This is a genomic window from Brevibacillus brevis (assembly GCF_900637055.1).
Lineage (GTDB): Bacteria > Bacillota > Bacilli > Brevibacillales > Brevibacillaceae > Brevibacillus > Brevibacillus brevis.
Window position 1 is genome coordinate 4,272,772 of the sequence record NZ_LR134338.1, and the last position, 26,154, is coordinate 4,298,925.

The 26,154-nt window shown below is 48.2% G+C and carries 23 protein-coding genes, 1 pseudogene and 1 other annotated feature; of the genes and pseudogenes, 1 reads left to right on the forward strand and 23 read right to left on the reverse strand.

The window, feature by feature from the left end:
* Positions 1 to 45: 45 nt before the first annotated feature.
* The 12 genes and pseudogenes from radC to EL268_RS20630 form a co-directional block, all read right to left on the reverse strand.
* Positions 46 to 594 (reverse strand): annotated as a pseudogene (gene radC, locus EL268_RS20570) (RadC family protein); the annotation flags it as partial.
* A gap of 101 nt (positions 595 to 695) precedes the next feature.
* Complete coding sequence (locus EL268_RS20575) at positions 696 to 1,283, reverse strand: Maf family protein (protein WP_106655860.1); 588 nt, start codon at positions 1,281 to 1,283, stop codon at positions 696 to 698.
* Positions 1,284 to 1,291: 8 nt separating this feature from the next.
* Positions 1,292 to 1,531, reverse strand: coding sequence for a DUF4321 domain-containing protein (locus EL268_RS20580; protein ID WP_007726664.1), 240 nt, complete (start codon positions 1,529 to 1,531; stop codon positions 1,292 to 1,294).
* 158 nt (positions 1,532 to 1,689) lie between these two features.
* Entirely contained in the window at positions 1,690 to 2,982 is a 1,293-nt protein-coding gene (locus EL268_RS20585) for a hypothetical protein (RefSeq protein WP_106655859.1), read from the reverse strand.
* Positions 2,983 to 3,099: 117 nt separating this feature from the next.
* Positions 3,100 to 3,534: a prepilin peptidase gene (locus EL268_RS20590; protein ID WP_106655866.1), complete on the reverse strand. Its 435-nt coding sequence runs from the start codon at positions 3,532 to 3,534 to the stop codon at positions 3,100 to 3,102.
* A gap of 105 nt (positions 3,535 to 3,639) precedes the next feature.
* On the reverse strand, positions 3,640 to 4,635 hold the full coding sequence (locus tag EL268_RS20595; protein ID WP_106655858.1) for a ketoacyl-ACP synthase III: 996 nt from the start codon (positions 4,633 to 4,635) through the stop codon (positions 3,640 to 3,642).
* Between the two features lie 466 nt (positions 4,636 to 5,101).
* Entirely contained in the window at positions 5,102 to 6,484 is a 1,383-nt protein-coding gene (gene murC, locus EL268_RS20605) for a UDP-N-acetylmuramate--L-alanine ligase (RefSeq protein ID WP_106655857.1), read from the reverse strand.
* 1 nt (position 6,485) lies between these two features.
* Positions 6,486 to 7,859, reverse strand: a complete 1,374-nt coding sequence (locus tag EL268_RS20610) for a bifunctional folylpolyglutamate synthase/dihydrofolate synthase (RefSeq protein WP_106655856.1) — start codon at positions 7,857 to 7,859, stop codon at positions 6,486 to 6,488.
* A gap of 43 nt (positions 7,860 to 7,902) precedes the next feature.
* On the reverse strand, positions 7,903 to 10,575 hold the full coding sequence (locus EL268_RS20615) for a valine--tRNA ligase (protein WP_106655855.1): 2,673 nt from the start codon (positions 10,573 to 10,575) through the stop codon (positions 7,903 to 7,905).
* 57 nt (positions 10,576 to 10,632) lie between these two features.
* Positions 10,633 to 10,874: a binding site (T-box leader), on the reverse strand.
* Positions 10,875 to 10,932: 58 nt separating this feature from the next.
* Entirely contained in the window at positions 10,933 to 11,259 is a 327-nt protein-coding gene (locus tag EL268_RS20620; protein ID WP_007726674.1) for an STAS domain-containing protein, read from the reverse strand.
* A 107-nt stretch (positions 11,260 to 11,366) separates the two neighbouring features.
* Positions 11,367 to 12,605 (reverse strand): ATP-binding protein, encoded by a 1,239-nt coding sequence (locus EL268_RS20625; RefSeq protein WP_106655854.1) that lies wholly within the window; start codon positions 12,603 to 12,605, stop codon positions 11,367 to 11,369.
* 25 nt (positions 12,606 to 12,630) lie between these two features.
* On the reverse strand, positions 12,631 to 13,833 hold the full coding sequence (locus EL268_RS20630; protein WP_106655853.1) for a PP2C family protein-serine/threonine phosphatase: 1,203 nt from the start codon (positions 13,831 to 13,833) through the stop codon (positions 12,631 to 12,633).
* 242 nt (positions 13,834 to 14,075) lie between these two features.
* On the opposite strand from EL268_RS20630, the gene EL268_RS20635 reads away from it, so the two are divergent.
* Positions 14,076 to 14,258 (forward strand): hypothetical protein, encoded by a 183-nt coding sequence (locus EL268_RS20635; protein WP_217366939.1) that lies wholly within the window; start codon positions 14,076 to 14,078, stop codon positions 14,256 to 14,258.
* 39 nt (positions 14,259 to 14,297) lie between these two features.
* Here the strand turns inward: EL268_RS20635 and EL268_RS20640 are convergent, their stop codons facing one another.
* The 11 genes from EL268_RS20640 to EL268_RS20690 form a co-directional block, all read right to left on the reverse strand.
* The gene (locus tag EL268_RS20640; protein WP_106655851.1) at positions 14,298 to 15,293 is read right to left on the reverse strand and encodes a protein kinase family protein; all 996 of its coding nucleotides are present in this window, start codon (positions 15,291 to 15,293) and stop codon (positions 14,298 to 14,300) included.
* The gene (locus EL268_RS20645) at positions 15,280 to 16,278 is read right to left on the reverse strand and encodes a phosphotransferase (RefSeq protein WP_106655850.1); all 999 of its coding nucleotides are present in this window, start codon (positions 16,276 to 16,278) and stop codon (positions 15,280 to 15,282) included. Before EL268_RS20645 ends, EL268_RS20640 begins: the two co-directional genes overlap by 14 nt.
* A 14-nt stretch (positions 16,279 to 16,292) precedes the next feature.
* Complete coding sequence (locus tag EL268_RS20650) at positions 16,293 to 17,777, reverse strand: LysM peptidoglycan-binding domain-containing protein (protein WP_106655849.1); 1,485 nt, start codon at positions 17,775 to 17,777, stop codon at positions 16,293 to 16,295.
* Between the two features lie 94 nt (positions 17,778 to 17,871).
* On the reverse strand, positions 17,872 to 19,281 hold the full coding sequence (gene hemY / locus EL268_RS20655; RefSeq protein ID WP_106655848.1) for a protoporphyrinogen oxidase: 1,410 nt from the start codon (positions 19,279 to 19,281) through the stop codon (positions 17,872 to 17,874).
* 12 nt (positions 19,282 to 19,293) lie between these two features.
* A complete protein-coding gene (hemH, locus tag EL268_RS20660) occupies positions 19,294 to 20,226 on the reverse strand; it encodes a ferrochelatase (protein ID WP_106655847.1) in 933 nt (310 codons plus the stop codon).
* Positions 20,227 to 20,243: 17 nt separating this feature from the next.
* Complete coding sequence (gene hemE, locus EL268_RS20665; RefSeq protein WP_106655846.1) at positions 20,244 to 21,281, reverse strand: uroporphyrinogen decarboxylase; 1,038 nt, start codon at positions 21,279 to 21,281, stop codon at positions 20,244 to 20,246.
* Between the two features lie 138 nt (positions 21,282 to 21,419).
* The gene (locus EL268_RS20670; RefSeq protein ID WP_106655845.1) at positions 21,420 to 22,268 is read right to left on the reverse strand and encodes a DUF4097 family beta strand repeat-containing protein; all 849 of its coding nucleotides are present in this window, start codon (positions 22,266 to 22,268) and stop codon (positions 21,420 to 21,422) included.
* A 1-nt stretch (position 22,269) separates the two neighbouring features.
* Positions 22,270 to 22,821, reverse strand: coding sequence for an HAAS signaling domain-containing protein (locus tag EL268_RS20675; protein WP_106655844.1), 552 nt, complete (start codon positions 22,819 to 22,821; stop codon positions 22,270 to 22,272).
* Positions 22,808 to 23,137 carry a PadR family transcriptional regulator gene (locus EL268_RS20680; protein ID WP_106655843.1) on the reverse strand — a complete coding sequence of 110 codons (330 nt, stop codon included), beginning with the start codon at positions 23,135 to 23,137 and terminating at the stop codon, positions 22,808 to 22,810. The genes EL268_RS20675 and EL268_RS20680 overlap by 14 nt, the downstream gene beginning before the upstream one ends.
* Before the next feature lie 182 nt (positions 23,138 to 23,319).
* Complete coding sequence (locus tag EL268_RS20685) at positions 23,320 to 25,194, reverse strand: bifunctional metallophosphatase/5'-nucleotidase (protein WP_106655842.1); 1,875 nt, start codon at positions 25,192 to 25,194, stop codon at positions 23,320 to 23,322.
* An 88-nt stretch (positions 25,195 to 25,282) separates the two neighbouring features.
* The gene (locus EL268_RS20690) at positions 25,283 to 26,074 is read right to left on the reverse strand and encodes an alpha/beta fold hydrolase (RefSeq protein WP_106655841.1); all 792 of its coding nucleotides are present in this window, start codon (positions 26,072 to 26,074) and stop codon (positions 25,283 to 25,285) included.
* Positions 26,075 to 26,154 lie beyond the last annotated feature (80 nt).

Genomic DNA, 26,154 nt, shown 5'->3' on the forward strand with positions numbered 1-26,154 from the left:
TAATATAACAGAGATGTTTTAAGATATAAACATTTTCTTTCTCCGATGGTTATGTAGGCATATCACCGATGCGCTGCTACGACGGATCGCTTCTTTAAAGACTTCTCTCGGGTGTACGATGGAAGCGTCCAGACTGCCTACGAAAATCGTCTGCTTGCCAATCACGTGGTTCTTGGTATTCAGAAAGAGACAGACAAAATGTTCCTGTGTCAAATGAGCAAGCTCTGGCGACATCAAATCAGCTACGTCCCGTGGTAAACGGATAGAAGCCCTATACTCTCGAGGCACTCCCATCAATCTACGCCCAAGCTCAAACGCAGCATGCAATTCAATCGCTTTGACTGGACCAATTCCTTTTAGCTCTGTTAACTCAGCATGAGAAGCTTGGGCTAAACCACGCAGGTCTCCAAACCTGGCTAACAAGCGCTGAGCCAGCTGATGAGCCGTCTCTTGTTCCCTGCCTGTCCGCAGTAAAATGGCAAGAAGTTCAGTATCAGACAGATGGACCGCTCCTTCGCGAAGCAGTCGTTCACGTGGACGGTCATAGTAAGGGACGTTTTTCAACAGCGTTTTGTTACAGGTATTTGTTGCCATTTTATATCCGCCTCCAGCCATATTCACATTATCGAAAACGGCTGACATGGAGATGTTCATGAGGCGTATGGCCGTCGCCGCTTGTTCCAAGCATGACAACTTTACAATATTGGCATCCCAAAACGTGTCAAAAGAGCAGACGTCAGGCCTAACGGAAGACCAACAACAGTGAAGTAGTCTCCGGTTATTCCTTCCACGATCGTGGCTCCAATACCCTGAATGGCGTATGAGCCCGCTTTATCCATCGGCTCACCTGTCGCAATGTACGACTTGATTTCTTGCTCTGTTAAAGCTCGAATTCTTACGTCTGTCAGACTATGTGAGACTTCCGCACGGCCTGTCTCCACATCTATCAAGGCGACTCCACTATAAACGGTATGCTCTTGCCCCTGGAGCATGGACAACATACGATATGCGTCCATTTCATCAACAGGCTTGCCCAATATTTGGCCATCAAGAACGACTACCGTATCAGATCCTAAAACGACGCCTTCCGTCAAGCGAGAAGCCACTTCCTTGGCCTTGCGCAAAGACAATTCTTCTACTACTTCGCTCGCAGATAAATGGCCTGCTGTCGTCTCATCTACATCACTGGTGATGACGGTAAATGATAAGCCTAAAGTTTGCAGAAGCTCCCTTCGACGCGGCGAAGATGAAGCCAGAATGAGAGGAACATTTTTTTTCGTCATTTTTCAACCTACTTTATTCGTCGATGTATCCAAAATGCGAGGGCTAAGCCTCCGATACTGGCTAGATTTAGTTTTACCTGAAAGTTCAGTTCGTACTTCAAAATTTCTAAATCTGCCGCAGGCGACCAAGTAATCTCTTTGCTCTTGGTCAAAAAAGGTAGCCAGGGACTTAAAATCTCCCCGATAATGCTGCCAAACAAAAGTCCACTCACCAACAGAAACACGAGAGTAAGCGTTTCTTTCCCCATTTTCCCAACTCCCTTTTTATAAGGGATTCTCTTTTTGCCAAACATAAGTTTAGCAAATGGGGAGAAGCGAAACAATCCCTGATTGCTCCTGGTAGTTACTGTATAGAAAGAAAAGGCCTCCTGCAAGAAAACCTTGCGAAGACCATATAAACATGCATTTATGTGGATGACCGTGCATTTTGAATCCAGCTCGCGTAGCTCTCGAAAAAGGCAAGAACCCCCGCCTGTACTTGCCACGCATAGGATTCGGCGCTTTCCACCTTTTTGCCGGCGCTTGCTTCTGCCATTTTGTCCCTTGCTGCCAGCGCTTGATTCACCCCATTTACCATCCCATCTAGCAATGGCTTCCAGGCTTCCTTTGCTTCCATACGGCGGCTTTCCTCCAAAAATTGGCGGTGAATTTCTTTTAATTCTGCTGTTTCTTTTGCCGTTGGCGAAAGTTGACCCGTCGTAATAATCAGCCCTGATTGTGCCGAAAGTGTTTGGACGAGCTTGAGTCCGTGGGTGAAAAAGGCACGGATATTAGGATCAGCGGATGCGTTGGCAGCTTTTCCGACAGGGACAGCCCCCTCAAAAGCAGGAAAGGAAAATTCTTTGACGTATACATCCATGCCTTTGTTTTTCAGACTGGAGGCAAAACCTAGCACAGCATCTCTTGTTGGAGCAGCCGCGGCGAACATGTACTGCTTGCTTGCGTCTTTATAAAGCAGATGAGGGATTCCGGCTTTCTCCAGTGGTTCTACTGCTGTTTGAGGAGATGCATCCGGCTGAAATACACCTGCTTGTGCAACGTACATACTTACAGCTGGCAGTTGTAGAGCTACCTCTGTTTGACTCACTGCGTTACCATTCGTCGACGCACCTTGCGCTTGCTGACTGTCATCTGGCAAAGTGGGACCTGCTACGCGATTTTTCACAACTGCTTGTTCATTGCCAGCTTCCGGCGAAGTTAATGTCTGCACTGTATCACTCAGAACATTTCCGTAAGACTCGGAAAATTCCTTTTGGGAAAAGACCGTCAACACAAGAAATCCAAACAAGAGGCCAATTGCTACAGCCCCACCTGTTGTTAAAGTCGTGCGCCAAAAGGGCCCCTTTGGCCATAACGCTGCAAGCCGACTACCCAGGCTACTCCTGTAACCCTTTTCTTCTGTATCGTCGAAGGAATAATCGGATTCATAGGTGTCATTTGACTTCTGATCGAATTCAATGTTCGGCTTCGTTTCTTTCTCGGTAGCTCCACGTAGCTGCATCATGCGTTCCCATGCTTCGTTGCCCTTTTCCTTCAACGGGTCAGTAAACGGTAAGGGAGGAGCTTGAAAGCGAACGCGTGGCGTATCATCCTTTGGGGTGCGCTTTTTACTTGCTTCCTTTGAGATGTCGTCCCGCTTTTCATCCCAGAACCTTCCGTTCATTTTGACCGTCACACGATTTTTATTTTGTCCGCTCATACGCTTGCCCTCCTAGTCACAGGCTCTTTGTACTAGCATACGTTTTGCTCGGACGGGTTATGACTCCTATCTAGTGATTCTATTAAATTTGGTTCTACTACTATTCCCCTTGCCATTTCAAGAGGTTTCGCTCATATACAAAATGACAGCTAATCCAATCGTCACAAAAGGCGCGAACGGCACCTCGCATTTCATACTTACTTTTCGTATCAGCAACAAAACGAGAGAAACGAGCAAAGCTGCCAAGCTCGCAATCGTAAGAACAATTACAAAATCGCGGACCCCAAGTCCATAACAGACTAGAGCGAACAGCTTCACATCCCCCATCCCAAGCGCAAGCGGCCTGTGCCAGCTGATCCAGCCAAACACCAGTAAGCAGAGAATCGCAAAGAGTCCAGCCATCAGCCATTCCATCGGCGAAGAGAGAACATATTTCATAAAAGAAATCAGTACAAACCCTGCACCTAATGCGCGATTGGGTATTCGTCTATAATGAAAATCTACCCACGAGAGGTAAAGGCAGAGCCCGAATAATATCACAGCGTTTGCCATTTCTTCTTCCCCCAGTCGAAAACTGTCTTTAAGAATACCTTTCCGTCCTGGGACAAAAAAACTGCCCAGAATGGTCTGGACAGCCTCTTGATTTATGAACATGTTTTACGGATTCCAAGGGAACAAAAGGCCAGCGTGGACGAGACCGCCGCCAAACCCATACAGCAGGATCGTATCCCCTGCCTTTACTTTGCCTTCTTTGATCCCCAAGGCGAGCGACAAAGGAATTGTAGCCGCTGATGTGTTGCCGTAGTGTGTCAGACTGTACAATGTCTTTTCGAGAGGGAACTCACTCTTCTCGCAAATGGATTCGATCATGCGCAAATTGGCACTGTGCGGGATAAACCAGTCGACATCTTCGAGCGTTTTGCCCGCCCGGCTCACTACCTCCTGCATCCCCTTTGGAACCGTTGTTACTGCCCACTTGTACACTTCTCTTCCGTTTTGGACCATGCATCCATTCCCACTCAATTCTCGTCCGTCCATATGCGTTGACAAGCCCGATCGGTATACATGAATCCCACCATCCCCCTTTGAACCTAAATAGGCGGACAAAAAACCTGGAGCTGTAGAGTCCTGCTCAACCAGCACCGCACCCGCTCCGTCACCAAACAGGATGCACGTCGTACGATCCGTATAGTCGGTTACTTTTGTTAACGTTTCTGCACCTACGACCAACACTTTGCGATGCAAACCTGAGCTGATGAGCGCATTTGCTGTATGGAGCGCATACGTAAATCCTGCACAGGTAGCCGAGAGATCCATCGCACCCGCCTGCTCGACTTGAAAATGCGCCTGGATTTTACTTGCTACGCTTGGAAATGGATAGTCTGGCGTACTGGTCGCCACTAAAATCATATCGACATCGCGGACATCCTTCCCATAATTTGCGATCATATCGTGGATAGCAGCGATAGCCAGATCGCTGGTATATTCATCTTCCCTTGCCATACGTCGCTCATGAATACCCGTTCGTTGTAAAATCCACTCATTCGATGTCTCCACTAGCTTTTCCATATCTGCATTGGTAAGAACGCGACTCGGCACATACGTACCGATGGCGGTAATCCGTGACTTGAAGGGGCTTGCATTTGTCATGATCCGATCATCACCTTCCGTTTTTCATGATCTGATTATAACACTAGATATTAGTATCTAGTACTAATTTTTTAGAATAAAAATCTTATGAAAGGCATTTTGGTTTGAGTCAACATAGTGGAGGAGAAGAAAAAGCACAGTTCTCTTCGACTCTGACACGCCAGCAGGGGGATTCACTGGCCGCCTCCACTACAAAAAGGGGACCGTCGAGCCAAAGCCACCCTACGGGCGGACGTTTCTCAAAGGAGAAGTGTTCGACAAGCGTGGTCCCCTTTTTGTAGTTCCGACTGGGTAGGCGTTGTCAAGGTCTACGAGCCCCGTGCTTTTTCTTCTCACCAGCATTGTTGGTTCATCGATACCTTTTAAAACATTAGTAGATCATCCTTAGCAGTATTACCCAAAACTTTCCTGTAGAAAATAAAAAGACTTGGAAACCCGTAGGGTCCAAGTCTTCATACATCTCTATCCGTTATTTTTCTAGCTTTTCAGCCAGCCAATATGCCGATTTCCAAATATCTCCTGCACCCATTGTCAACACGAGATCGCCCTCTTGCAATCCTTTGAAGACATGCTCCTGCATTTGTTCCTTCGTCGGAATGTACTGTGCACGTGGGTGGCTGTTGGTGCGGATTTTTTGCACCAGCACTTCGGAGGTGACTCCTTCGATTTTTTCTTCTCCCGCTGGGGAGTAGATATCCGTGATGATCACTTCGTCTGCTTCTGCAAAGGCACGGCTGAATTCATCCATGAGGAAAAACGTGCGTGTGTAGCGTTGTGGCTGAAACACAGCGATCACACGTCTGCCCGATGCCCTTGCCCCGCTTAGTGTGGCGATAATTTCCGTCGGATGATGCGCGTAGTCGTCTACGACCAGGATGCCTTGTGCATCTCCGATAATTTGAAATCTGCGCTTGGCACCGCTAAAAGTAGACAGTGCCTGTGCAATTTTATCAAAGGAAAGGCCAATATCCAGGCAAACAATGATCGCAGCCAGTGCATTTGCAATATTATGCTTGCCTGGGACTACGAGACACAATTCACCCAACCGCTCATCCTTGTGATAAATCTGGCACGTGCTGCAACGATCTCCACATTCGATCGAAGTGGCAGAAAACTGTGCTTGTGCCACGAAGTTCGGATCGACTGCATACGTCACGACCGTTTTTTCAACGGATGGCATGACTTCACGCACATGCGGATCATCGATGCACAGGATCGCTTTTCCATCCGGTTTGAGATGGCTCAAGAACTGGACGTACGCCTGTTTCAAATTGTTGAAGTCGCCATCAAAATGCTCCAGATGATCTGGTTCGATGCTCGTCACAATTTCATACATCGGTCTGTATTCCAAGAAGGAACCGTCGCTCTCGTCTGCCTCGGCAACGACATAGTCACTGCTACCTGCCTTTGCGTTGGTACCAGCACTCATCAATTCACCGCCGATGATGAAAGTCGGGTCTACACCACACTCTTCCAGCACGTGAGAGATCATCGATGTCGTGGTCGTCTTGCCGTGTGCTCCGGCTACTGCTACTCCTGTGCGTTCATTCAATATGCGAGCAAGCATTTGGGAACGGTGCATGACCGGAATTCCTAATGCTTGGCCTGCGATCACCTCAGGATTGTCTTTGGAAATGCTGGTGGAGTATACGATGCTGTCTGCTCCCTCCACGTGGGCAGCATTATGGCCAATATGAATGACCGCCCCTCTTGCTTCCAGCTTTTTCGCCAAATCGTTCATGGCGACATCGGAGCCGGTTACCTTGTATCCAAGGTCGATCAAGACGCGGGCAATGGCACTCATGCCATAACCGCCGATGCCCACAAAGTGGACGTGTTGGGCCTGATCCACCCTATTCACCTGCCTCTTCTACTATAGTGGGAAAGAATGCGCGTACTTGGGCGATGAAGTAGAGCGAACCGCAGACGACCAACCAGTCATCCGCCTTCGCTGATTGCTTCTCCCGCATCCAAGAATGGAGAAACGCCCGCCAGTCTGGGACTGCATCGAGAAACTCCTGCTCCCAGCCACCGGCTATAAACGACTCTTGTAAGCTATTGGCTTCGGCTGCACGCGGGAAGTCAAAGGTTGTCACATGCAGCTTTTTGATTTTTGACTTTACTGGTGCGAGCGACTCTGCCATTTTGGCAAGCGGCTTATCTGCCAATCCAGAAAAGAGCAAATGCAACTGTACTCCGTCCGGCAACAACCGATCCAGACTACTTACAAGCGCTTCCATTCCTTCCTGATTATGTGCCCCATCCAAGATAACCATTGGTCTTGGAGAGATGACTTCTAGACGACCAGGCCAACGTGTTTGTTGCAAACCGCGAGATATTTCTTCTTCCTCCAGCAAGAAAGAGAAGTAATTTCGCAGGATATCGATGGTCATTAAAGCAACGGCTGCATTGGTTGTTTGGTGAATGCCATTCATGGTAAGGCGGTAGGATGCTTCCGCACGACGGTGAATGCTTTTGTATCGAAACTGTTGTTCACCCAGTTGCTCCTCTACCTGCTCTGCCTGGAAATGTTCACCTATATGGTATAGCGTACTCTTCGTTTGTCTGGCGCGCTCCTCAAAAACCGCGAGAAGTTCAGGCCTGACCTCACCTGTGACGACAGGAACACCCGGTTTGATAATCCCCGCTTTTTCCCGGGCAATCTCTTCCAAGCTTTCTCCCAACACTTGTGTATGGTCCATGCCGATATTCGTGATGACCGAAATAAGCGGAAGGACGACGTTCGTCGAATCCAATCGCCCGCCTAGTCCTGTTTCCCACACGACTACCGCTGGTCTCGCCACTCTTGAAAAATAAAGAATGGCGATCAGCGTAATCACTTCAAATTCGGTAGGAGAACCGAACTCTGTTTCTTGTTCGCATCGTTGCACCCATACCTTGACTTCATTCACCAGCTGCAATAGATCTTCTTCCGCGATCATGCTGCCGTTGTAACGGATGCGTTCACGGAAATCAACCAAATAAGGGGAGGTAAATGTACCTACACTATATCCGGCTTCCATCAGCATTTGCGTTAGGAATGCGCAGGTTGAACCTTTTCCATTGGTGCCAGCCACATGAATAAATGGGATTCTCCGCTCAGGATGTCCTACTTGCTCCAAAACCCACTGCATTCTCTCAAGCCCCGGCCGTTGACCGAACCTGAGCAGTCCATGCAGCCAGTCGAGCGCTTGCGTGTATTCTACAAACCCTTCTTCTGCATGCATACCACAATGCTCCATTCTCAAAAATATGCGATGGTATGGCGGATCATTCGCCCTTCAATTCGGCAAGTCGTGCAATCACTTTATCCCGCTTATCCATGTAGTCTGCCATCTTCGCTTTTTCCTCTTCGACTACTTTTTCAGGTGCTTTCGCCATAAATCCGGCATTGTTGAGCTTTTTCTCAATGCGCTCCACTTCGCCGTTGAGTGTCGCCACTTCTTTTTCCAGACGCTTCAGCTCTTGCTCGATATCGATCAAGCCTGCCAGTGGAAGGAACAATTCTGCTCCCGTGATCACAGCAGACATCGCTTTATCAGGCGTAGCCAGATCCAGACTGATTTCCAGACGCTCTGGGTTGCAGAAGCGAGTGAGGTAGTGTTCACCGCGTGTCAGGCGCTCAGCGGACGATGCATCGCTAGGCTTGATCAAGAGCTCAATTTTCTTGGACATCGGTACGTTTACTTCTGCACGGATGTTGCGTACGCTGCGGATGATATCCATCAACTGGTTCATTTCGCTTTCTGCTTCAGCAAAAATCCATTGCTCGTTAACGGTTGGCCAAGGTGCTACTGTGATGCTCTCGCCTTGGTGCGGCAATGCCTGCCAAATTTCCTCCGTGATGAACGGCATGAACGGATGCAACAGCTTGAGCGTTTGATCCAGAACCGTCACCAGAACGGATTGGGTTGTTTTCTTCGCCGCTTCATCTGTACCGTACAGCGGCAGCTTCGCCATCTCGATATACCAGTCACACAGGTCATCCCAAATGAAGTTGTAAAGCACACGTCCTGCTTCACCGAATTCAAATGCATCAGACAGACGGGTTACATCTGCGATTGTCGCTTGCAGGCGGGAGAGAATCCATTTGTCTGGTGTAGACAGCTCACCGCTCAAATCGATTTCCTCGTATTTAAAGTCAGCCAGGTTCATCAAAGCAAAACGAGACGCATTCCAAATCTTGTTCGCGAAGTTGCGGTTTGCCTCCACCTTTTCCCAATAGAAGCGTTGGTCATTCCCTGGGGAGTTCCCTGTCGCCAGTGTGTAGCGCAGCGCATCCGCTCCGTACTTCTCAATCACTTCCATCGGATCGACACCGTTGCCAAGTGATTTGGACATTTTGCGGCCCTCGGAGTCACGAATAATACCGTGGATCAAGACGGATTCAAACGGACTTTTCCCGGTAAATTCAAGACCGGAGAACATCATGCGAGCAACCCAGAAGAAGATAATATCGTACCCTGTTACCAGGACATTCGTCGGATAGAAGTACTTCATGTCCTCGGATTCTTCTGGCCAGCCCAATGTCGAGAACGGCCATAGACCAGAGGAGAACCATGTATCGAGAACGTCGTTATCCTGCTCCAGCTTGTGGCTGTGGCAGCTTGGGCACTCCGTCACGTCCGTACGAGATACAATCGTTTCGTTACAATCTCCGCAATACCATGCAGGAATTCGGTGACCCCACCAAAGTTGACGGGAGATGCACCAGTCGCGGATGTTTTCAATCCAACGCAGGTAATTCGTCTTGAAGCGCTCCGGGACGAATTTCACGCTCTCAGGGCTGTTTGCATTAGCCAGTGCTTCGTCAGCCAAAGGCTGCATTTTTACGAACCATTGGGTAGAAAGGTATGGTTCTACGACAGCATCGCTGCGCTCACTATGTCCAACCTGATGAATATGCTCTTCAACCTTGAACATAACACCTTGCTCAGTCAAGTCTTTGATGATTTGCTTGCGGCATGCAAAGCGATCCAACCCTTTGTAGATACCTGCCAGCTCGTTCATCGTGCCCGTTTCATCCATGACAACGATTTGTGGTAACTGATGACGAAGACCCAATTCAAAGTCATTCGGATCGTGTGCTGGCGTAATTTTTACAGCGCCAGAACCAAACTCAGGATCAACGTAGTCATCGGCTACGATTGGAATTTCGCGTCCTACGATTGGCAAAATCACGGTTTTGCCGATCATGTCCTTGTAACGCTCATCTTCCGGATGTACCGCTACAGCCGTATCACCGAGCATCGTTTCAGGACGGGTTGTAGCTACTTCGATATAACCGGTGCCATCTGCCAATGGATAACGCATGTGATGCAGCGCACCTTTTACTTCCTTGTAGATTACTTCAATATCGGACAGAGCTGTGCGGGCAGCCGGGTCCCAGTTAATGATCCGGTTGCCGCGATAGATCAAGCCTTTTTCGTACAGGCGAACAAATACTTCGCGTACAGCTTGGGACAAGCCTTCATCCATCGTAAAACGCTCGCGGGAGTAATCCAGGGCAAGACCGAGCTTTTCCCACTGCTCACGAATATGCGAAGCGTAAATGTGCTTCCACTCCCATACCTTTTCCACGAATTTTTCGCGGCCCAGATCATGGCGAGAGATGCCTTCTTCACGCAAGGTAGCTTCTACGCGCGCTTGGGTTGCAATACCAGCGTGGTCCATACCTGGCAAGAACAAGGCGCTGTAGCCTTGCATACGCTTGGTACGCGTAATGATATCTTGCAAAGTCGTATCCAGCGCGTGGCCCAAATGCAATTTACCAGTTACGTTCGGCGGTGGAATGACAATCGTAAACGGACGTTTATTCGGGTCACGTTCTGCCTTGAAAAATTGTTTTTCGATCCAATACGGATACCATTTGTTCTCTGCTGCTTTTGGATCATAGTTTTTCGGCAGCAATTGGTCGATGTCGGTTGTTGGCTGTGTAGACATGTACGACTCCTCCTATTAGCATAACTTGCTTTGCAAAAAATAAAAAAACCCTTCATCGCAAAGGACGAAAGGATTATTTTCGCGGTACCACCTTTGTTAACACACGATAAACGTCATGCTTATGGTGTGTTCACTCTGACAAGATAACGGTTGCGAACCGGTCTCGGCTAGGCACGTGCTTTCACCGAAAAAACTCCTGGGCGACCTTCAGCCATTCATGACCTTAGAGAATCTCGCAGCTACTGATTCTCCTCTCTGCCAAGGCGTCCTGACTTACTCTTCCCACTCATCGTTCATATCGTATGTAGTTGTCTTATTGTTAGCTTTCACTATTATATACAATCACGCTGTTTGGCGTCAAACCCGGGTTTCGCCCACTTTTCCAACTGCAATGCCCAGTGCTTCGGTAAAACCGAGCACGCCCAAAATATCGAGAATTTCTTCTCGGACATTGACGATTTCTACCTGTTTGCCCATGGCCAACAGTTCTTTCGTGGTAAAAAACAGGCTTCCAATACCGGAAGAATCTACAAAGGAGACACCTTGAAAATCGACGGTAACGGATTGATTTCGCCCTCCATACTGCTGGAGCAATTCACCTACTCGATCTCCTACAGCCATGTCCAACTCTCCGACGAAAAACAATGTAGCCTGTCCGTTCGCCTCTGTTGCGCGGTAGTCCATGCTCAAACTCCTCTCAATAGGTATCGGTACACCCAATCTGCTCGTCCTTTTACTATATTACCCATTTTCATTCACTTGCAAACATTTGGCTTTTTGGAAATCGTTGCTTAACGCGAAAGGTTACATTCTAAAATAAGCTTTGTACCTGCCAGCGAGCTGCTCAAATAAACACGATCACAGTATTGCAGGATCACGTGAAAACCGGCCCCAAGTGAGTGGCGCGTAGAAAATCCTTGCTGTAGGGTAGCTCGTGGAATATCCTCGAGCAAAATTCCTTGTCCCTCATCATGAATCACAGCCCGACACATCTGTCTGTCATTCGATAGGTACAACGTAACCACACCACCATTTCCGTGCTTCAACGTATTGGAAGCAGCTTCGTTGACCGCAACGAGAAACTGCAGCAATCGTTTATCAGAAATGCCTTGTGGTTCCAAAGCTTGCTTGAACAATTTACGCAGTTCTGCAAGCTGCTCCGGTAAACGGATATCGATTGCCAAGAGCTTATGCCCTTCTCGAAGCAAGAAAAATAATTCTTCATCACTAAGCAACAACAGCTTACCTTCTGTGACCACACCCAGAATATCTCTGTAGATCTCCCATTCCCGTCTTTTGCGTTTTCGTTCTTCTGCAATAACGGCAGTGACATCAATCAAGGCGATTCCACAGGTCCGATCTGGCAATACAGATGTGTATAATTCAAATACCTTTTTGCCATCAGTGGTGACAATTTGCTCTCTCACAGGTCCGCCCGTTCCAGCCGCCTCTTCGACCAGTCGTTGCATTTCTCGCTCTACTTCCACATTCGCGCGAACGTCACCCAGCGGACGCACTTTCCCTTCATCGTAAAGATAGAGGAAAATGGTCTCGATCTGACGCAGTATCGATAGCTTCTGAATCTCTTGTTTTATTAATCGCCCCCGCTCGTCGTCTCGATCCTTCCAATGTAACAAGACGTCTGCCGGGTCCAATTCGCCACTCATGTGCCACGTATGAAATTCTTCCAGGAGCAATCGCTCCAGAACATCTTCCCGTCGCAAAACTTTTTCGATATCGATAATGTAGTAAGGATCACCTGCTATACCGCGCAATCCGCTACCGATAATTCGGAAATCATAGGCGAGCTCTATTTCTATTCGTCCGTGCAAATCATGATCAGAACTGCTTAACCCAATGGTCGTCCGGCTCACTGCTACCAGCTTTGCCTGGAACGATTCCATCGTTGCTAGGTTCGTCACCTTTACAGTGCGGGCCGGAACTACTTTGTTTGCTGCACCGCCAGAACGTAGCGCGACAAGGCAATTATCACAAGTGGGATTGTCCGGACAACGCTCACACAAAATCACAGTTCATCCTCCTATTCACGCGCAACTACACGAGGGCTACACTCTCTTCAGGCTCAAATTGAAGAATCAACACAGAAATATCATCCGTTTGGTTTCGCTGCTGTGTTATCTCCATTAAGTAGGCCTCAACTCGATTCATCGATTCCTGCTTACTATCACCAGGCATTTTTAATAAGGAGGATAGTTCTTCTAGCCAATGCCTGCTGTCTCGAAACACTTCTTTTCTCCCTGAATCCAGCAAACCATCTGTGTAGAGCAATAGCATGCCCTCTTCTTCTAAGGGTACCTCCTCCATTTGATACGTGCTATCGGGCAAAAGCCCTAGGCCGACCCCACCCTTGCTAGCTAAAACGGTTTGATTCGACTTGGACAAATAAAAAGGCTGAGGATGTCCTGCCCTGCCAAATCGAATTTTGTGTTCCACCTCGTCATAGACTGCAACCAGCATCGTAATGTAAGAACGGGTTTTCACTAAATCTGCATAAAGCAACTGATTAAGTCTTTCCAAAATCTCATCCGGCGAATAGCTGGACTGCAAAACCTGCCGTACAGCAATCCTAATCCCCGTAGCCCAAATACTGGCCAAAAAACCGTGCCCGGACACATCCGCAATGATAAAACAGGTATAGCGATCATTGATTTTTCTATAGTCGATGTAATCTCCACCTACATAATCGACTGGTACGTAAACCGTTCTTGTTCGCAAACTGGTCAACTGCAATTCTTCTGTGGGAATGAGCATCGACTGCATGCGTCTAGCCAGCTTCATCTCCATCTCGATTTCTCGTTGTCCTGATGACTGGTCCTGTTGACATCTGAGGATTAGCGCCCGAATGTTCACGAGGAGCAGCCCATAAAAAGATTTCTCCAGTTCCTTTAGATCACGGTCATTGACGTTACTTTGGGCGAACAAGCGGACGTAGCGCGGTGTTTGAGGGGTGTCATACTGTTCCGAGACAACAATGCGCTCCTCTACTTCGCGCTGCACGATTGCGCTCTCTTTGTTGCCACGCTCGATCCGAAAATAGACAGCACCTAGAGCCGATTCAAACGTGATCGACAGGAAGCAAGGCTTGTCCATTTTCACGAACCATGTATCGACTAACTCTTCTATAAATGGCATGAGACTCTCGTAATTGACTTGGCGCTTGCTTTGCTCATTGCTGGTCATCACCAGATACTCGTAATTCTGTTTCAATTCCATTAGTTTGACCAATTGATGATTCATCCCCGAGCCACTCCCATACACACTTTAGCATAATCGGGAATTGGGAAAAGGGTTATGGCAATTTTCAAAAACATTGTGATCACCTTTATTCGTTTCGTCCTAGCCTTCCTGCCCTACACCTTCCCTTTTCGGGCACCGTTCAAACCACTATCTACTTTCCATGAAAATGTTTTAGGCGTTTGCTCAAGGTTTGTAGACACTGTCCAAAGTCGCCGCGCATATGCTGAAATGAGGTGATTGTGATGAATTTTCGTTGGAAGTATAACCCCACGTATTTACGGATCAAATACGGTTGCAAACAGGTGCTCTTTCCACTGTTAGTTTTTCAGTTTATCCGAACAGTTGTGTTTCCTACCTCTTTTGATGTCATCCTTCTCGGTTTGCTAGCCATGCTCTATGTTGCCATCTCCCTCGAATGGTTATAAAAAAGAAAAACAACGCCCCACGCGGTGAGACGTTGCTCATTAAAAGGCTTGCTGGACCCAACGATGCAGGCGCATCAGACGGTCCATATCTTTTTCAAAACGTTGGACAGCGTAAAACTCGCTCCACTCGCGGGGATGATGATAATAAATATCCAAGTCCCTCATGATCCTCTCCGGGTAGGAGAGAAACGAAGCCATCAGTTCAATTTCTTCCGGCCGCAGCGGAAATATCTCGGCGTAGCGATGGAAAAGTTGAGATGCCCCAACCTCATCCCCCGCCATTTGAAAATAGGTACGATAAAATAGCGTCAAATCGCGCACTGGTGTATCAAAGCTGGCACGATCAAAATTAAGCAGCCGTCCTTTTCCCGATCGATCTGGCACAACATGCTCTGGATTCGGGTTACCATGGATCAACGATAAGCGAAAATGCGCGTGCGTCTCATGCCGCTCTCGCCAATCGGTCAATAAGTCTGTCGCTGTTTGAGCCATTTCCTCAAGAAACTCCTTGTTTGCCAAAAACACCAGATCGAAAGGGGAAGGATATTTGCGTTCCTGCGCCAGAGTTGCCGCCTTATTCATTTGGTCTTGCCAATATTGCCAACGGTTAAGCAAGGAGTCGACAAGTGGCTCTACCTGTCTCGGATCATCGTAGCGATAGTTTTGTGTCAAATGATGAAGCTCCGCCAAACGTTCCAAGGCAGGGAACGCCCAAGACAAGGGCTGCTCGGCCCACTCCTCACTTCCTGGCTGCCAAGGGGTTACGTAAAAGGCAGTGCTACCCTGTTGAACAAAAGGATCATCGTATTTCGTGTACGTAAAAGGAACGGCCCCATCCCATCCGCGGTGCTGCAATTGACGCAGCATATCGCTGACGAAAACAAGACGTTGAGCGGGTATTTGCGTTCGTTTGCATACGAAGGAGCCGTAGGGAGTCGTCGCCTTAAATACATTTGGCTCCTTTAAAACGTCAATGCTCTGGGCATACATGTCATACTCTTTGAATAAAGGAGCAATGTCATCATACCGACTCATAGACTCCCTCCCTCCTCGAACGCTCGGCCCGCTCTGCAATATGCCGAAGCAGCAAGTCAACAGATTGTTGGCTCTGCAAGGCGTGCTCAATACCAGCGATCGACGCTTCTTGATCCAGCGATACGCGCTTCACGTAGGATTCGATACTCCTGTAGACTTCACGAGGACGAGCCATAAAGGCGAGTATCAACGAATAGTTTCCATAGGTGAGTGGCTTGATTTCTTCATAGCCGTCAAAAAAAGCGTCAATCTGCTTAAGATCCTTATGGGTTAAAAAATGATCGCGCAAAAAGGTGGCAACATCGCGTTGCTGGACAGAAATCACCGGCCTGAAAAAGCCTCTCAAGTACAGCTTCCCGTTTATCATTCCCCAGTTGTCACGCAAAAGGTCCCGATGGGATGCAGCGACCGCCTCCGGAGTAATTCGCTCATGGGCAAGCATCGCAGCGGAACGGTCCATTCTTTGCAGCATAGGGGTCATGAGTTCCGATACCCAACGATTTTCCTTAGAATCCCGCCCAGATTTGGCTCGAAATTTTTCGACCAGCTCTTTGGCACGTCTTCCTTTTTCCTCTACTTGCTGCTTTTCCTGCTTGAGCAAATCACTTCCGGACAGTAAAGGACTTTCCTGCTGAGACTGATGCATCATCGCGATCACGCGTCCGCATTGCCTCGCAATGTCCTCGCCATGCTGATAGTCTTCGAATTGTCGGTGATGGTCGGTCATGGTAACGCCGCGTTTACCCAAAATCAAAAATGGCTTGGTGTCTCTCGTCCGAATAAACCGCTCCACTTCTCGAAACCCCTGACGAGCCAGTCGTTCGCGCCAGGCAAACGACCAGCGCATCACATCTACACGTGGCCAAACGTGGAGTTCTTTGGGGCCCCGGTTTGTCTCCAGTAAATAGCAATCATCAAGGGGCGTAATTCGGATTACGCGCGCCCGATATTGCTGGCAAACCTCGGAGAGATCAATTTTATCCACGGTCCCCCACTCCTCTATTGTGGGATGTACAGAATTTGTCCTGCTACAAGCTGTTCGGAAGCTAATCGGTTTACTTCCACGATTTTGGAAACAGGCAAGGAGTATCGCTGTGAAATATGCTCCAACGTCTCATCTCGCTGAATAATGCACATTTTCAGTTGACTGGAGCGCTCTTCTTTTTTCCGGACAAACGACGTGAGATTTTGCATAGCCTCCATCGTAGAAGCGTTGACATTCGCCGCAGATCCATGTCGCGAAGAGCTAGATGAAGATTCCGCCTCCAACGCCATCGCTTCCTGTTTGGCACGAGTCGCTTGTGAGAAGATGGAAGTAATGTTCACGCGACTTCTTTCTTCCTGAGAGGGTTTCCCTGAAATCGCCACTCGCACTTCTGCATCTTCCGCGGCAGCGTCTGGTTGTGCAACCACTGGCTCTGCTTCTTGCTCAGGTTCTGGCTCGGATACAACACTGGCTTCCACTGCTTCTTGCACTGCTTCCTGCGACTCTGCTTCGACTGATGACCCAGTAGATTCATTGGAAATTTGCTGGTATGCGATTGCCTGTTGATCGTGAATAGCCAGTTTAGGCTCTTCATGTCCTTGATCTTTTTCGGCGATTTCTCTCATCTGCTCTTGCTCATCTGCCAATACCGTCTGCTCAGAATAGGAGTCAGAAGAATCGTACGAAGCAGATTGTTGCGAATCGAAGTCATACGAAATTGGAGCGGTCTCCCAGGACTCTGGAGGATTGGACTGTGCCACTTCCAGCACATCGCCGTATTGCTCGTAGTATTCATCCTCATCGGATTGAGCAATAGCCGGAGTATCGAACATAGAGGGGGATTCGGTTGATTCATAGGATGCCGGCAATGTCTGCCGCTCCAATTCCTCCTCCAGCGCACTCAGTTTTTGATCAAGGTCATCGAGGGACGTCGGTTCCGTATATTCTTGCCCATCATCCCCAGCAGCGAAGGTGTATTCCCATGCTCCTTCGCCTGGACTTGCAGCCTGCGTTTCAATCTGCTTTGCTTGTTCAGCTCTATCCCCCAAGACTATTCCCAAAATCTTCAGATCGGCATCGATTAGCATTTGATGTGGTGATTCCAGTTTGTAGTCAAAGCTGTCCACAATGGCGTAGATGTCTCCGATCTCGGTAATCCGATCCAATGGAATGGTAATGTTTAACGGAATGCGATGACCGATCTGTTCCTCCCAGCCATAAAAGGCTTGATCCGATGCTTCCTGGCGAAAGGGAGTAAAAGTCATGGCCTCAACCAGCGATTCTCCTTCGCCGCCTGTCGCTTCTGCGGCTTCCCTGATTGGCTCGTACTTCCCTACTAATTGCAAGCAACCTGTAATCGAGATGTAGGAATCGTTTTCCAACACTTCCACATCTGGAACCAATTCCAGCTCTTGCAATTCACCTATTCCAGCTCTATCGGATGAGAGGAAAATGGTCTCCTTGATGGCAAAAGAGAGTTGCCCATCCTGTAATGCCATTCGTGCTCCTCCTTTCAAGTGCAGGACATTTCCCTATACTATATGGACAGGACGAGCCGTTTAGCACCGAAAAAAAAGGAAAAACCGGGGTTATCTATCTCCCCGGTTTTACAGACGCAATCCATTCTGCTATTGCTTTTTTCCCCTGATCAATACAATCTGGTACACCTACGCCACTGTACGACGCACCTGCCACGATAACACCAGGGAGTTTTTCTTTCAATTGACTGTTCACATCCTGCACCCAAGCCTGATGTCCGACAACATATGGTATGGCATTTTGCAAGCGTGATACGTTATAAAAATCCGGCTCTGCTCGAATCGTCATGATCTTGCGCAGATCGCGGAGGACAACCTCCAAAATTTCCTCGTCCGTCTGCTCCATGAAGGATTGCTCTCCTGCTCTCCCTATAAAGCTACGCAGCAAGGCTTTGTTTTTCGGCGTCGTATGCGGCCATTTGCGGTGTGCCCACGTACACGCGGTAATTTTTGCTCCAGAATGCCGCGGTACAATAAATCCTGTCCCTTCCATACCTAAATCAATGGCTGACTCTGGAAAAGCCATGGCGATGGTTGCGACCATATGCGGCTTCGCTTGTGGAAGGGTAGGAACTTGTACATAAGGACGGAACAGCGGTTCAGCGACAGCATGTGGCACGGTAAACAGGACTGTATCCGTCTCAATCGTTTCCCCATTTTTCAATACCAAGGTGTACTTCCCGTCTGGACGTTTCACCAGTTCTTTGACAGCGGTATTTTTCGAAATAACTTCTTCAGGCAGGCTCTTTTCGATTGCCTCTACTAAGGACTGCAAGCCGTTCTTCAACGTCAGGAAGATGCCTTTTGGCTTTTCTTGCGTATTTACTTGCGGTCGAGAATGCTTCATCGCTACGATCAAGCTGCGATGCTGCTCCTCCATTTTGGCGAATTGAGGAAAACTTGCAAGCAAGCTGAGTTTGTCGAGATCCCCGGAGTAGACACCGGACAATAAAGGCGCTATAAGATTATCAATAACTTCATTACCTAGCCTACGCCGAAAAAAGTCACCCACGGAGATATCGCCGTCTCCTTTTGAGGCAGGAAGAACGAGATCCAAAGCTGCCCGAAGCTTGCCCGGCCAAGAAATGAGATCGGTCGTAACAAAAGGCATGAGCTTCGTCGGTACACCCATGACCGCTCCTTCTGGTATAGCCTTCAGGCGATCCTGATGCCAAATATAAGCTTGGCCTGTGCTGTTGCGAACGAGATCATCCGCAAGTCCCAAATCCTTTGCCAGCTCAGCCGCACTTGTTTTCCTCTCGAGAAACGAATCGGGACCTTGCTCAATCACAAACCCTTCGTGACGCCATGTCTTGATTTTCCCACCAAGTCGTCCCTGCTCTTCAAGCAGTTGAAAACGGATTGGCAAGCCTTTTGCTTCGATTTCCTTTTGTAAGTAAAAAGCAGCGGTTAACCCTGTGATGCCGCCGCCTACAATCGTAATATGATAGGTATTATCGCTCATATGATCGATCCCCTAATTCGCCAGCTTCTTTCCGACAGCATCAGCCAGACAGGAAATGAACGCAGGTCTGGCGTTAGGCATCGGTGGACGATAGTAATGTACCCCTAGCTCATCTGTAACCGCTTTGCATTCCACATCATTATCAAACAGAACTTCCAAATGCTCCGCAATAAATCCGACAGGACAGTAAACAAATGCTTGGTAGCCTTTCGCTTCGTACAGCTCTCTGGTCAAATCCTGTACATCTGGTCCCAACCACGGATCAGGTGTATTTCCGGCGCTTTGCCATCCGATCGCATAAGAAGTGATCCCAGCTTGCTCGGCAATGAGCTTTGCCGTCTCTTCCAGTTGCATTGGGTACGGATCACCTGACTTCAAGATTTTTTCCGGCAGGCTGTGAGCGGAGAAGATCACGACTGCTTGTCCACGCTCTTCATCCGTCATCGCGGCAAACGTCGCTTGAATGGCATCTGCCCAATATCCGATGAAGCCTGGTTCCAGATACCAGCTCTCAATGCTGTGGATGACAGGTCCCCCAATTGCCGCGGAATGCTCCTGTGCTCGTCCATTGTATTCTTTGACGCTGTAGCTGGAATAGTGAGGCGCCAGAACAAGACTGATCGCTTCCGTAATTCCATCGCGTTTCATTTGCTCTACTGCGTCTTCGACAAACGGAGCGATATGCTTCAATCCAAGGTACCCTACAAATTCACGGTCTGGGTAGCGTTTGTTCATTTCCTGCTCGAGAGCGCGCACCTGCTCATCCGTAATGTCTGCAAATCGATTCAATCCATCTACAGCCTCATAACGCGCCATCAAATCATCGAGCAGTTCTTGTGGTGGCTTACGACCACGGCGAATGTGCGTATAGTACGGTTCAATCTGTTCAGGACTGCGTGGCGTTCCATACGCCATTAACAAGAGTCCGATCTTCTGCTTTGACATGTAAGCGCCCCTCCTGATTAGACGTCCCTTTTGTAACTATGGATGAACTTCGTCAGTTGTTGCAGTGTTTCTACTTTGGCATCAGGGAATACGCCGTGTCCCAAATTGAAAATGAAGCCTGGCTGTTTTGTGCCTTCATCCAAAATTTCCTTCGCCTTCGTTTCGAGCTTCTCCCAAGGAGCCAAAAGCAGTGTTGGGTCCAAATTGCCTTGCAGTGTCTTTGTCACACCCATTTCACGAGCAGTCGTAATCGAAGTACGCCAGTCCAGACCAACCACATCAACAGGCAAGCGGTTCCAATCCATCAAAAGATGACCAGCGCCGATACCAAAATAGATCGTTGGCACGCCAGTATCTTTCAGTGCGTTGAAAATACGCGTCATGACTGGTGTAATGTACTCGCGGTAATCCTCGTCATTCAATGCGCCGACCCACGAATCAAATACTTGTATAGCTTGTGCACCTGCTTTAATTTGCGCTTTGAGGTAGATGATAGTCATATCGCCCAGTTTTTCCATAAGCGCCTGCCAAGCAACTGGCTCGGTGTACATGAATGCTTTTGTCTTATGATAGTGCTTGGAAGGGCCGCCCTCGATCATATAGCTAGCCAGTGTAAATGGTGCACCCGCGAAACCGATCAATGGAACAGATAATTGCTGACGCAAAATTTTAATGGACTCAAGAATGTACGGCACATGTGTTTCCGGATCGAGCTCAAGCAGACGCTCTACATCCTGTAAGGATTCGATTGGGTTTGCGATTACAGGACCAATGCCCGATTCGATATTCACATCCACGCCAATCGGTTTTAGTGGCGTCATGATGTCTGCAAACAAGATTGCAGCGTCAACGCCCAGTTGCTCAACAGGCAAACGTGTTACTTCCGCGCAAACTTCCGGTATGTAGTTCATTTCAAAAAAGCTATGCTTCGCGCGGATGGCGCGGTATTCTGGCTGATAACGCCCTGCCTGGCGCATGTACCAAACCGGGACATGCTCTGTCGCTTCACCGCGACATGCTTTCAAAAACGTATCGTTAAAAGTTTTTGCGGTCATGAATAAACCTCGCTTTGCACAATTATGTTTCCTTCAATATGATACCATTCGTCATTCGACAAGTAATGTCTCTTTTGTGTCAAAATCTTTTCGTTTCTTCCGTTTCCAATCCTAACCATCAGTGTTTCCAAACTTATCCTATTGAATGCGAACGTCCCCACTAGAACTTCGCACAGTCATTTTGGGTCCACCTGATCCAATCGATGCCTTCACTTTGTATTCCTCGTTCTTTTCATAAGAAAGGTTCGACCAGGTGGTTTCGATGGCTCCTGTATCTGTCGTTACTTCTAGCTGTGCTGCAGCAGGCTCCTTGGCTACCGTCACTCGAATATCTCCCGTGTCCGTTCGAATAGAAACGTCATGGGTCAGCTCTGGCATTGTCAGTTTATCAATCTCGCCTGTAGAGCTTTCAATGACAACGGCCGAGCGAACATTCACCAGATTGATATCTCCTGTAGCTGTCTGGACGTCAAGAACTTCTCCCTCATAGCCCGACACGTCCACATCTCCATTGCCGCTGGATATTTTCGTGTTCTTTGCACGCAGCATCCCGCTCTTGATATCCCCTGTCATCGTTTCAAGCTGGACTTGCTCATACACTTTTTCTGGCAGGAAGAGCTCCAGCTTTACCTTCCCATTGCGAGGATAAAACATATTGACGTGAGGGCGTTCACGCAGTTCTACAAGCAGCGTACCATCTGGTGAGACTACACTCCGAAACTCCAGTCGCTCCTGCTGTTGTTCGGATACTTCCCCGACCATCCGTACACTCGCTTTTGGTTGCTTGCTTGCCATGATTTCCACATCAACCGCTTCCGTCAGCACCTCAATCGCTTTTACCTCTTGTTCGATCATGCGCTCTTCATTGACTTGTTTTAACGAAAAGGAGAAATTTTCTTGCTTCGTAAAGAGCCAGATGATTCCGCATATACCGATGATGAACAAAAGAAGACTTATGCCAAAGAGTCTTTTCCCTAAATTTCGCATCTCATTTCCCCCTGATCATCTTTACGTTGAACTGGAGATAACGCAAGAACTGGCGATACAGCCATTTCGTCAATTTCAGCAAGCCGATGGCAAACATTCCGCCTAATCCTACGGAAACCATGCTGGAGAACAACAAGAAAAGCCGCTCTTGAGAAGGGGCAGGAATCCCGTAATCCAAGAATATTCCGACTGGCGCGACCAAAAGCGCCGCAGTCATCGCATACAACCCCATTAGTATGCCGATCAGGCCTAGAAATGGCCCCAAAACGAAGACGAGATTGAAAAATCCCAAGCTGATCGTCGCAACAATCGCCCTCGTCATATTCCCTACCGATGCATTGGACTGTGCCTGATCAATTCGGTAGCCAGCCAAAAGCTCACGTGCCACTACTTTTGGACTTCCCAATCCTTCTGCAATTTCATGCTCGGTCTTTCCTTGTTTCAATCCCATGAGAAAATGCTCTGTGTAATCGGCAAGGATGTCTAAGCGTTCTTTATCTGGCAAAGCGCTAAGCAAAGCATTTAACTCATCCATAAACTCACGCCTTGTCATATCCGAGTCCCTCCTCTATGATCTCATTTACTCCGCGGTTAAATATTCGCCACTCCAAGACGAGGTCATTCATATATTGACGTCCGCGACTTGTCAGCTGGTAATATTTCCGTGGAGGTCCCTCTTGTGATTCCGCCAAATAGGTCGTAAAAACTCCTTCCTGGGTCAATCGGCGAAGCAAGGGGTAAACCGTTCCTTCAGAGATATGGAATTTTTCTGAGATGCTCGCAACCAGTTCGTAGCCGTATCTGTCCTGCTTAGCTGTCAAGACGAGAACACACAGCTCCAGAACCCCTTTTTTAAACTGTACGTTCATCAACATCACCCATGTCAAAGCTTATCAAATAGCTACTATATATTGCAAGGTACTTCATAATAACAAAACCACTTTTCACAGGATGCGAAGGAGGTGCGACCGCGTTTTAAAGGTAGGATATTCAGTCAGATCCCGTAAAAAATGGACAGGGAGGTTTTTCTCCATCCCTGTCCGGTCAACCCTTATTTTACTTCAACAATGCGGCCTTCTACTTTTGGATTGACAGTTTTACGCTTGATCAAGCCTTCCTCCACAATGCTGTACATGGACAAGCCTGTGTTGAAGAATGGCTTTTTCAACGATTCGTAACCATCTCCACCTGCTGCCAGGAAGTCGATCGTTGCCATTTTATAGGTTTTGGTCAGGTCAAGCGGCTTGTCGCCAACTTTTACCTCTACTACACGCTCGCCTGCTGGCTTGGATGGGTTGTACGTGAAGCTCATGCCGCTCACTTGCGGGAAGCGTCCTGCTCCCTCTTCTACCTTGCTCACGCCGTTTTCGAGGGCTTTCTTCAGCTCTTCGCCTGTTACTTCTACGACTGCCAGTGTGTTGTTCTCGAATGGCAGAAGCGTGTACAGACCTTTTTTCGTGATATCGCCTGCTGGCAGCTGTGTACGGATGCCACCGCCGTTCGCCAGTGCTACATCTGCCTCATAGCCTTTGATGGACTGCGTTCGCTCCAGCATGATATCTGTGATCAGGTTACCTACGTTTGTTTCTTTCGTACGAACCAGTGCACGGTCACCATCGAGCGGCACTTCGGATTTCGCAATGACAACATTCATTACCGTATCGATCTTGCCTACGATTTCTTTTACCATTTTATCTACGTCTGGATCAGCCACAACTGCTTCATCGTACTCTTTCAAACCGCCGCTGAATGCTACCAGTTCTTTGCCGAGGTAGTAGAGGTCAGCGCGTCCGAGAGACTTGCCGTACTCCCAGTCTTGTACGATGTACGTGCCGTTTACGAGTTCAGGTGCTTTCAGCGGAGTATGGGAGTGACCACCAACAATCAGGTCAATGCCAGGAACGTTTTTCGCGATTTCACGGTCTACGTTCACTCCGATGTGGGAAACAACAATCACGTGATCTACTTCTTTTTTCAGCTCAGGTACAAGTACTTTCGCCACTTCTACCGGGTTTTTGAATGTCAGCCCTTTTACGTTGTCAGGGTGAGTCAATACAGGTGTGTCTTCCGCTACGAAACCAACAAAGGCGAATTTCTTACCGCCAATCTCCGCCTTGAAAACAGGTGGCAGCAATTCTTTTCCATCTGACTTGAACACGTTAGCAGAGATGACTGGATGCTCGAGCATGTCACGCAGCTTCAGCAATTGCTCATAACCGAAGTCAAACTCGTGGTTACCTGCAGCCATTACGTTGTAGTCGAGGCTGTTGAGGATCGGAACAACAGATTCGCCTTTGAATTGGTTCACGAAAACGGTACCTTGGAAGGTATCACCAGCATCCAAGAGCAAGAAGTTTTCGTTCTCTGCACGCCATTCCTTGAGCAAGGTTGCGATTTTGGCAAAGCCGAATTCTTTTTGGTTCTTGTCTTCTTGAATATGACCGTGTGTATCGTTGGTGTGGGCAATCGTTACATGTGTGGTAGCCGCATCACCCAATGCTTGGAAAAATTCACCACGCGTTACAGTTGCTTTGTTATCAAGCTTTATTTTGTAGCCCAGTTTATCAGCCATTTGTGCCAGTTTAGCAGACGTTACGGCTTGCGCAGGGTTTTTATAGTCGTCTTGTGTGAGAGCACCATGGCTCTTTGCCCAGTCGAAGTAAGGAGTAGACCAATGAGCACCTTTAGCGGCAGCTCCCACTTTTGCCTCTTTCAATTTGGAGAAAACAACAGTAGCTTCCGCGAGAGTCACGGCACGATCCAAAGCAAGATCGCCATTTTGACCAGCGGATACAATTGCCTTTTTCACCATCCAGTCAACGTGCTGTACGGGATGCAATGGTGCTGCAAATGCTGAGGAAGACATCAGCGATGCAAATACGATAGATGCAAACGCCGTCATCGTAATCCGACGTGCCTTTTTCATGATAATTTCCCCTCTCGTCTATGTATAAATAAATAGGATAACGTTTTCATTATAGCAAAATTTGCTAGGACTATGGTGTGATATTTGTTTACTTTTTGTTTAGAAAGCTCTTGAAGGCTTCTGCCATTTTCTCTGGTGCCTCTACCATGCCCATATGTCCTACATCAGGCAGCAACACTTGCTCGACGTTGTTTTTATTTACTGTGAAAGTTTTTTCAGCAGGAATGATCTGGTCCTCTGTTCCTGCGACTAATAGCACAGGCAATGTCGTTTCTTGCAGCACATGATTGCGATCCACTCGATCACGCATGGCGATTAATGTTTGGATGGCTCCGACCGGGCTCGTCGCAAACCCAATCTCTTTTGCCCGCTGGACTTCTTCTCTCAACGTGTCGATATGAGAAGGTGCGAACAGCTTCGGTACGAGGGCTTTGATAAACGGCTCCATGCCATTTTGCCGAATGTTGTCTGCGCCTTTATCGCGGTTTGCCTTGGCAGTTTCGTCATCCGGATAAGGGGTCGAATGGATCAGCCCAAAGCTCGCCAGCTTGTCCGCATATTGATTTGCAAACGCCAAGGTCACATAGCCACCGAGCGAATGTCCAAACAGATGAATCTTCGCTAAACCCAGTCCTTCCACAAACAAACCCAGATCATCAGCAAAACGCTCCATCGAATACGGTTCATCAGGGGCCGAGCTGTCTCCATGTCCACGCAAATCGATCGCAATGACGCGATGCGTTTCGGACATGAGTGGCACTAGCTTATGCCAGTAAGATGAGCTTCCGCAAAAGCCGTGGATCAAAACAAGCGGCTCCCCCGTCCCTTCTTCTACATAGGCTATTTTGATGCCGTTACTGAGTTGGACTTCCTTTTTCATCGAATCATGCTCCTTTATCGTTTGTTTACTTCTTGTCAACAAGTGCTTCCGACCCTTACGATTGGAAAATAACCCCTGTT

Bases quoted from the DNA above. Each gene is read 5' to 3' on its own strand.
- EL268_RS20690 (WP_106655841.1), bottom strand. From the start codon at position 26,074: ATGAAAAAGGAAGTCCAACTCAGTAACGGCATCAAAATAGCCTATGTA.
- EL268_RS20635 (WP_217366939.1), top strand. From the start codon at position 14,076: ATGAATTTTCGTTGGAAGTATAACCCCACGTATTTACGGATCAAATAC.
- EL268_RS20580 (WP_007726664.1), bottom strand. From the start codon at position 1,531: ATGGGGAAAGAAACGCTTACTCTCGTGTTTCTGTTGGTGAGTGGACTT.
- EL268_RS20675 (WP_106655844.1), bottom strand. From the start codon at position 22,821: ATGACAAGGCGTGAGTTTATGGATGAGTTAAATGCTTTGCTTAGCGCT.
- hemE (WP_106655846.1), bottom strand. From the start codon at position 21,281: ATGACCGCAAAAACTTTTAACGATACGTTTTTGAAAGCATGTCGCGGT.
- EL268_RS20575 (WP_106655860.1), bottom strand. From the start codon at position 1,283: ATGACGAAAAAAAATGTTCCTCTCATTCTGGCTTCATCTTCGCCGCGT.
- EL268_RS20680 (WP_106655843.1), bottom strand. From the start codon at position 23,137: ATGAACGTACAGTTTAAAAAAGGGGTTCTGGAGCTGTGTGTTCTCGTC.
- EL268_RS20640 (WP_106655851.1), bottom strand. From the start codon at position 15,293: ATGAGTCGGTATGATGACATTGCTCCTTTATTCAAAGAGTATGACATG.
- hemY (WP_106655848.1), bottom strand. From the start codon at position 19,281: ATGAGCGATAATACCTATCATATTACGATTGTAGGCGGCGGCATCACA.
- EL268_RS20585 (WP_106655859.1), bottom strand. From the start codon at position 2,982: ATGAGCGGACAAAATAAAAATCGTGTGACGGTCAAAATGAACGGAAGG.
- EL268_RS20620 (WP_007726674.1), bottom strand. From the start codon at position 11,259: ATGGACTACCGCGCAACAGAGGCGAACGGACAGGCTACATTGTTTTTC.
- EL268_RS20610 (WP_106655856.1), bottom strand. From the start codon at position 7,859: ATGCATGCAGAAGAAGGGTTTGTAGAATACACGCAAGCGCTCGACTGG.
- hemH (WP_106655847.1), bottom strand. From the start codon at position 20,226: ATGTCAAAGCAGAAGATCGGACTCTTGTTAATGGCGTATGGAACGCCA.
- EL268_RS20615 (WP_106655855.1), bottom strand. From the start codon at position 10,575: ATGTCTACACAGCCAACAACCGACATCGACCAATTGCTGCCGAAAAAC.
- EL268_RS20670 (WP_106655845.1), bottom strand. From the start codon at position 22,268: ATGCGAAATTTAGGGAAAAGACTCTTTGGCATAAGTCTTCTTTTGTTC.
- EL268_RS20590 (WP_106655866.1), bottom strand. From the start codon at position 3,534: ATGGCAAACGCTGTGATATTATTCGGGCTCTGCCTTTACCTCTCGTGG.
- EL268_RS20650 (WP_106655849.1), bottom strand. From the start codon at position 17,777: ATGGCATTACAGGATGGGCAACTCTCTTTTGCCATCAAGGAGACCATT.
- EL268_RS20685 (WP_106655842.1), bottom strand. From the start codon at position 25,194: ATGAAAAAGGCACGTCGGATTACGATGACGGCGTTTGCATCTATCGTA.
- EL268_RS20630 (WP_106655853.1), bottom strand. From the start codon at position 13,833: ATGAATCATCAATTGGTCAAACTAATGGAATTGAAACAGAATTACGAG.